The sequence below is a fragment of the Pseudomonas sp. CM27 genome, assembly GCF_013179515.1.
GTDB lineage: Bacteria > Pseudomonadota > Gammaproteobacteria > Pseudomonadales > Pseudomonadaceae > Aquipseudomonas.
Genome location: NZ_JABMCN010000301.1, coordinates 1 through 6,472 on the forward strand (window position 1 = coordinate 1; position 6,472 = coordinate 6,472).

At 61.7% G+C, this 6,472-nt stretch carries 9 protein-coding genes; 1 reads left to right on the top strand and 8 read right to left on the bottom strand.

Annotation, left to right across the window (positions count from 1 at the left end; all coding sequences use genetic code 11):
* Window positions 1–742 (top strand): citrate/2-methylcitrate synthase (locus HP547_RS26110; protein ID WP_306140574.1); only part of this gene is annotated, 742 nt, incomplete at its 5' end.
* Between the two features lie 113 nt (window positions 743–855).
* Here HP547_RS26110 and HP547_RS26115 read toward each other — a convergent pair.
* From HP547_RS26115 to HP547_RS26150, 8 genes are all read right to left on the bottom strand, one after another.
* Window positions 856–1,461 carry an START domain-containing protein gene (locus HP547_RS26115; RefSeq protein ID WP_172288286.1) on the bottom strand — a complete coding sequence of 202 codons (606 nt, stop codon included), beginning with the start codon at window positions 1,459–1,461 and terminating at the stop codon, window positions 856–858.
* A gap of 33 nt (window positions 1,462–1,494) precedes the next feature.
* Window positions 1,495–1,749: a YkgJ family cysteine cluster protein gene (locus tag HP547_RS26120; RefSeq protein ID WP_172230995.1), complete on the bottom strand. Its 255-nt coding sequence runs from the start codon at window positions 1,747–1,749 to the stop codon at window positions 1,495–1,497.
* 130 nt (window positions 1,750–1,879) lie between these two features.
* Window positions 1,880–2,347, bottom strand: a complete 468-nt coding sequence (locus tag HP547_RS26125; protein WP_172288288.1) for a hypothetical protein — start codon at window positions 2,345–2,347, stop codon at window positions 1,880–1,882.
* Window positions 2,348–2,411: 64 nt separating this feature from the next.
* Window positions 2,412–3,854: a PLP-dependent aminotransferase family protein gene (locus HP547_RS26130; RefSeq protein ID WP_172231001.1), complete on the bottom strand. Its 1,443-nt coding sequence runs from the start codon at window positions 3,852–3,854 to the stop codon at window positions 2,412–2,414.
* A gap of 200 nt (window positions 3,855–4,054) precedes the next feature.
* Window positions 4,055–4,867 (bottom strand): OmpA family protein, encoded by an 813-nt coding sequence (locus HP547_RS26135; RefSeq protein WP_172231004.1) that lies wholly within the window; start codon window positions 4,865–4,867, stop codon window positions 4,055–4,057.
* A complete protein-coding gene (locus HP547_RS26140; RefSeq protein ID WP_172231007.1) occupies window positions 4,864–5,217 on the bottom strand; it encodes a DUF4398 domain-containing protein in 354 nt (117 codons plus the stop codon). Before HP547_RS26140 ends, HP547_RS26135 begins: the two co-directional genes overlap by 4 nt.
* Before the next feature lie 9 nt (window positions 5,218–5,226).
* A complete protein-coding gene (locus HP547_RS26145) occupies window positions 5,227–6,051 on the bottom strand; it encodes an ABC transporter substrate-binding protein (protein ID WP_172288290.1) in 825 nt (274 codons plus the stop codon).
* Between the two features lie 188 nt (window positions 6,052–6,239).
* Window positions 6,240–6,472: FAD-binding protein (locus HP547_RS26150; RefSeq protein ID WP_172288292.1), on the bottom strand; the 233-nt coding region annotated here is incomplete at its 5' end.

The window sequence follows — 6,472 nt, forward strand, 5'->3', positions numbered from 1 at the left end:
GCCGATGATGTACCCGCGCAACGACCTGTCGTACGCGGAAAACTTCCTGCACATGATGTTCAACACCCCGTGCGAGATCAAACCGATCAGCCCGGTGCTGGCCAAGGCAATGGACCGGATCTTCATCCTCCACGCCGACCACGAGCAGAACGCCTCCACCTCCACCGTGCGCCTGGCAGGCTCCTCGGGCGCCAACCCGTTCGCCTGTATCGCCGCCGGTATCGCTGCACTGTGGGGCCCGGCCCACGGCGGTGCGAACGAAGCCGTGCTGACCATGCTGGATGAAATCGGCGATGTCTCGAACATCGACACCTTCATCGCCAAGGCCAAGGACAAGAACGACCCGTTCAAGCTCATGGGCTTCGGTCACCGCGTGTACAAGAACCGCGACCCGCGCGCCACCGTCATGAAGCAGACCTGCGACGAAGTCCTGCGCGAGCTGGGCATCAAGAACGACCCGCAGCTGGAACTGGCCATGCGCCTGGAAGAGATCGCTCTCACCGATCCTTACTTCATCGAGCGCTCGCTGTACCCGAACGTCGACTTCTACTCGGGGATCATCCTCAAGGCCATCGGCATTCCGACCAGCATGTTCACCGTGATCTTCGCCCTGGCACGTACCGTGGGCTGGATTTCGCACTGGAAAGAAATGCTCTCCAGCCCGTACAAGATTGGCCGCCCGCGCCAGCTGTACACCGGCGAGCAGAAGCGCGACATCGTTGCGCTGACGGACCGCAAGTAAGCTTTTTCAGCCGAACGCAAAAAGGCTGCCCTCGGGCAGCCTTTTTTATTTGTCCTGTATTGGTCCCTTCGCGGGCAAGCCCGCGAAGAGACCAATACAGGCAGCATAAAACCTCAGTTTTTCTCGGCCCGCTCACGCAGCCCTTTCAGGGTATTGAACGGCGCATCCACCACGAATTTGTTGGCCACCATCGCAGGCACACTGCCCCCCGGCTCGGTATGCACCTGGTACGTGACCTCGGTGTTGTCACCCTTGGGCACCAGCTTCCAGAAGCCCTCGACCTTGGCCACCCGCACAAAGCCTTTCTCTTCCGGGATATAGGTCGGTTCCTCCTTCAGGTTACGCGTCAGGCTGCCATCAGCACCCTTGACCGTGGTCACGTGCAGCACAGAATCCCGCGGCGTCACCGGCCATGGCGTATTGAACTGGGTGTAGGTCCAGCTCTGGTCACCTTCATGCTTGAGCAGCTTCTGCGTCTTGCACTCGTGAATCCAGGCGCAAGCACCGGCCACGTCTTCCTGCAACGCCTGGACCTTGGCCAGCGGCGCCTTGATCAGGGTCACGCCCTGATAGGCCTTGTACTTGGAGCCCGCCACTTCGCTGAGGGAAACCTTGATCCCCTCCTCGTCCTTGGCCACCTGCCAGTTTTCGGCCCAGGCAGCAGGCGACAGCAGAACACCCATGCCACACAGCAGTGCAATACGCTTGAACGATCTCATCATGTTTATCCTTGTTGTCGAAGATCCAGCCAGTCACGCCGCCGTCATCTGCTCCCACCAGCCAAGAATCCTGATTGCCTCTTCACTGTCACTGCCACACACCTCGGCATCTGCCTTGAAACCACCACACACCGCCGGCCGCTCGGGCTTGCCGAACAGGTCGCAGAGGTTGGCGGCCGTCAGGTGCAGGCAGCGCTCGCCCGCCGGCTTGCCATTGGGCATGCGCGGCATGGCAGAAGTGATGGACGGGGCGATGCAGCAGGCACCGCAACCCTCACGGCAATTCATGGCAACTCACCAAAATCAGGACTCCCTGAAACAGAAACGGGACGAATGCCCCTGGATAGTAACGGCTCAAACAGACGTTTGAAATTGCTGGCACAAGGAAATATGCCGTGACCCGGTAGTCAGTTCCAGGTTACTGACGATACTCGAAATCGATGGCTGCCCCTTCCACGTCATGACGGCTGTCATTGCGCAACTGCAACTGCATTTCGTTGCTGATCAGCCGACCATTGAGCTGGAACGGGCTATCGCTGGGCTCAGGGCTCTGGCTGAACATGGGAGGCAGCAAAGGTTTGCGACGCTGGATGGGTGAAGGCGTACCTACATTCGGCTCGAGGTTGTCGACCAGGTCCGTGGGCAGACTCAAATCGAGCTTTGCCTTGGGCAATGGCTTGGCGACGGCCTTGCTCACCGGTTTACGCGCCGGCTTGGCCTTGCTGTTGCTGGCCTTCTTCGCCACCGGCTTGGTTGCCGCCTTGGGCGCCGGCTTGTTCGAGGCCGCCTGCGCCTGAGCAGCCGGCTGCGCAGCCTGGGCGACACTACCCAGCGTGCAGAACGGTGCAAGGCACAAGATCAGGACAAAACGGCGTAAGGCGCTCATGGCAATTGGACAGACTGGCCGGAAAAGTGCGTATGCTCTCTGTTCCGCGGGCTGCTGGCAAGCCTTACAAAAGTGTGAGAGCAGGCTCTCTGCACAGCTGTTGCGCCAGCAAACCCAGGGTAATCACTGCGCGCTCGGCCTCTTTGTTCCACGGAATACCGCAATTCAAGCGAATGCAGTGATTGAACTGTTCTGTGTTACTGAATATTAGCCCCGGAGCAATGCTGATCCCCTGCTCCAGCGCGCGCACGTGCAGCTCCTGGGTATTGACCCGCCCAGGCAGGCTCACCCACAGAATGAAACCGCCTGTCGGCCGGGTCATCTGGGTACCCTCGGGAAAGTGCTGCTGCACCGCCAGCTGGTAGGCACTGAGGTTCTTGCGGTACTCCTGGCGAATGTAACGCAGGTGGCGATCATAGCCGCCGTTTTCCAGGTAAGCCGCCACCCCCATCTGCGTCACGCTGCAGGCCGAGTGGGTGGTGAAGGTTTGCAGGCGCTGGATTTCGTCCTGGTAACGCCCGGCAATCATCCAGCCAACACGCACCCCCGGTGACAAGGTCTTGGAAAAGCTTGAGCAGTAGATCACCCGGTCCAGCCGGTCGTACGCCTTCAGCGCCTTGGTCTTGCCCTGCTCGAACATCAGCTCGCCATAGATATCGTCTTCGATGATCTGAATATCGAAGTCCGAAGCCAGGCGCAGCAATTGCTTCTGCCGTTCTTCGGGGACGGTGCCGCCCAGCGGATTGCTCAGGCGCGCAGTCAGCACCAGAGCCTTGATCGACCACTGGTTGGCTGCCAACTGCAAGGCTTCGAGACTGATCCCGGTGGACGGGTCACTGGGGATCTCGATCACCTTCAGGCCCAGCAGGTCAGCCAATTGCAGCAAGCCGTAATAGGTCGGCGACTCGGCGGCGATCAGATCACCCGGGCGCGTCAGCACACGCAGCGACATCTGCAGCGCATCGACACAGCCGTGGGTCACGATCACCTCTCGCGGATCGACCAGTACCCCGGCATCGCGCATGCGAATGGCGATCTGCCGGCGCAGCGGCTCGAAACCCGGGCTGAACATGTAACTGAAGGCGCGCGGGCTGTGAAAGCGCGTCACCTTGGCAATTTGCTGGTGCAGGGCCCGCACGGGCAGATAGTCGACATGCGGCACGGCGGCGCCAAACGGGAAAACGCCATCGCGCCGCGCCTCGGTCAGTACCTGCTGGATGATGCTGGCGCGGGTCACCAGACCGGGGCGCTCGACCCGGGCGATGTCCGGGGTCTGGGCAGTCAGGGCCGGGGTCTGGTGCACGTAGTAGCCAGACTGCGGCCGCGCGCGGATAAGGCCCTGGTCTTCGAGGTTGGCATAGGCCTGCAGCACCGTGGCATGGCTGACATTGAGCTGGGCGCTCATCTTGCGCACGGAAGGCACCCGCTCGCCTGGCTGGTAGACACCGCGACGGATGTCATCGGCCAGTTGCTGGGCGATACGCTGGTACAGCAGCAGGTTGGTCATGGCTGGATCTCGACGCGCGGACGGCTAGTTATTCTTGTGCGACACACTGACGGTAGAGGATACCGTAACAGTTGCAAAGTGTACTGGGACAGATGGCAAGATAGTCAACAATACAATTGCGTGGCAGCCATAGAAAGGATTATGCCGCTGCCAGACCAATCACAAGCGGGGGCTGCTCTGCAGCCCCCGCTTGTCATCAATCAGCGCGCTGGCGCGAGCTTGCCTTTTTCATCGGAAAACACGATCTCTACCCGGCGGTTCTGCGCCCTGCCCCGCTCCGACGCATTGGCCTCGATCGGATACTGGTCGCCATAACCTTCCACCTGCAGGCGCTTCTCGTCGATGCCCAGGTCGACCAGCATGTCGGCCACGGACTGTGCCCGATCGCGCGACAGCTTGACGTTGTCCTCGGGGGCGCCGGTGCTGTCGGTATAGCCCTCGATACGCACCACCCGACGCGGGTTCAGTTGCAGGAACTGCACCAGCTTGAGCACGGTACGGCTGGCCGAGTTCTTCAGGTCGGCACGGCCGGTATCGAACAGCACATCGCCCAGGGTCATCACCAGGCCACGGTCGGTCTGCTCCGAGGCCAGCGCTGCAATCTGCGACTCGACCCACTTGCCCTGCTGCTGCACGCTGGCCAGCTTGGCCTCGCGCAGGGCCAGTTGCAGGCGCTGACGCTCGAGATCGAGCTTGGCCTGACGCTCCTGACTCAGCGCCAACTTGGCATGCTCGCCGGCGATTTCGCTGTAGCGCTGGCTGAGATAGGCGTAATGCCGCACATCGGAGCCGGTGCCGATATAGCTCGACAGGCGCTCGGCGCGTGCCAGCGATTCGCCAGCACGAATCACGTCGCGCGGCGCGCTGCGCAGCACATCGGAATCATCCTTGACCTTCTGGAACGCGGCAGTGGCGTCGTCCAGCGCTGAGCTGCTGCGCTGGCTGGCGCAACCTTGCAAACCTGCCGCCAGCGCCAGCAACGCCAGCGCGGCCAATGGTGCACGGCGAATCATGGCTGCACCTCCAGCTGCTTGCGCAGGCGCTTGACCCGCGACTGCAGCAGTTGCAGCTGCTCTTCGCTCTTCTGGTTCAGCACCTGGGCCTCGGCCAGACGTGCATCCAGCTCCGCCTGCTCGGCGCGCATGCGCGCATCGCGATAGTCTTGGGTAAGCATATTGGTCTTGGCCCGGGCCAGCTTGTCTTCGGCCAGTTTCAGCGTTTCGACCTGGTCGGTGGCACCGACGGCCCTGGCCTGCTCCAGTGCCTGTTCGGAAATGCGCATCTGCTCGTCAGGGGCCGGATCATTGGCGCAGCCAGCCAGGCCGAGCACGGCCAGGGCAAGGATTAGTGGTTGGGTTCTCACGCAATCTTCCTAGTGTTTGGGGGCGTCCGTCGGCACCCGCAGTTGCTGCGCTTTCCAGCGCTCGACATTACGTTGCAGCACGGCCTCGGACGCACCGGAGATCGGCAATTCTGTCAGTTTTTTCGCCAATTGCCCACGCAACCAGCTGTCATTGCATGCCGAGTTGTGTGACAGGGCCAGGTACAGGCCCGGCCGATCCACCGGCAAGCCCCGGGCAATCAGGTCATTGCTCATGCCCAGGCTCTGGGCCATGGCCATGCCCGCATAGCGGCCAGCCAGCACATAGTCGACCTGGCCGAGCACCAGTTTCTGGAATGCCTGGGTAAGGTTCTGTGCCGGCACCAGCTTGAGCTGGGTTTTGGCGAAGGCAGTGAAGGCTGGCGTGAGACGTGCGCGTTCGGACAAACTGCCCTGGTACCTGGCCAGGTCCGCCGGGCCGTCGAAGTCCAGCACGGCATCATGGCGCGTCCATACCAGGTACTCGTTGAGCTGCAGGGGTGGATGGATGTAGTCCAGCGCGGTCAGCTGCTCCACTTGCATGGGGGTGTCGAGCAGCAGGTCCATGCGCCCGCTGCGTACATCGTCCAAGGCCTGATCGCGACGGCCCGCATTCAGCACTTCTACCTTTACACCCAGCTCGCCAGCTACCTGGCGCAACAGGTCCACATTGGCACCGATCAGGTGTTTCGGGTCTTTCGGGTCTTGCCACGAATACGGTGGCGCATCCGGGCTGCCGGTCGCCACCAGGCGCTCGCATTTGCCTGCTGACATGGCCAGTGGTGATATCAACACCGCCATACATGCCAGCGCCCTGCCCGTTCCGCGCAATGTCATCCCTCACTCCTTGCATTGCTTGATCCGGCCCTATCGCCGGCAAGCCAGCTCCCACAGGTACTGCAACGCCCTGAAGCGTGGCGCCGTACCTGTGGGAGCTGGCTTGCCGGCGACAAGGCCGCTACAGACCATAAAAAAACCCGGCCCCCTGTACGAGGGCCGGGTTCTTTATAAGTGAAGCAGGCGGATCAGACCAGCTTTTCCAGCTCTGGCACCGCTTCGAACAGGTCAGCGACCAGACCGTAGTCGGCTACCTGGAAGATCGGCGCTTCTTCGTCCTTGTTGATCGCAACGATCACCTTGGAGTCCTTCATGCCGGCCAGGTGCTGGATCGCGCCGGAGATACCGACGGCGATGTACAGCTGCGGGGCCACGATCTTGCCGGTCTGGCCGACCTGCATATCGTTGGGCACAAAGCCTG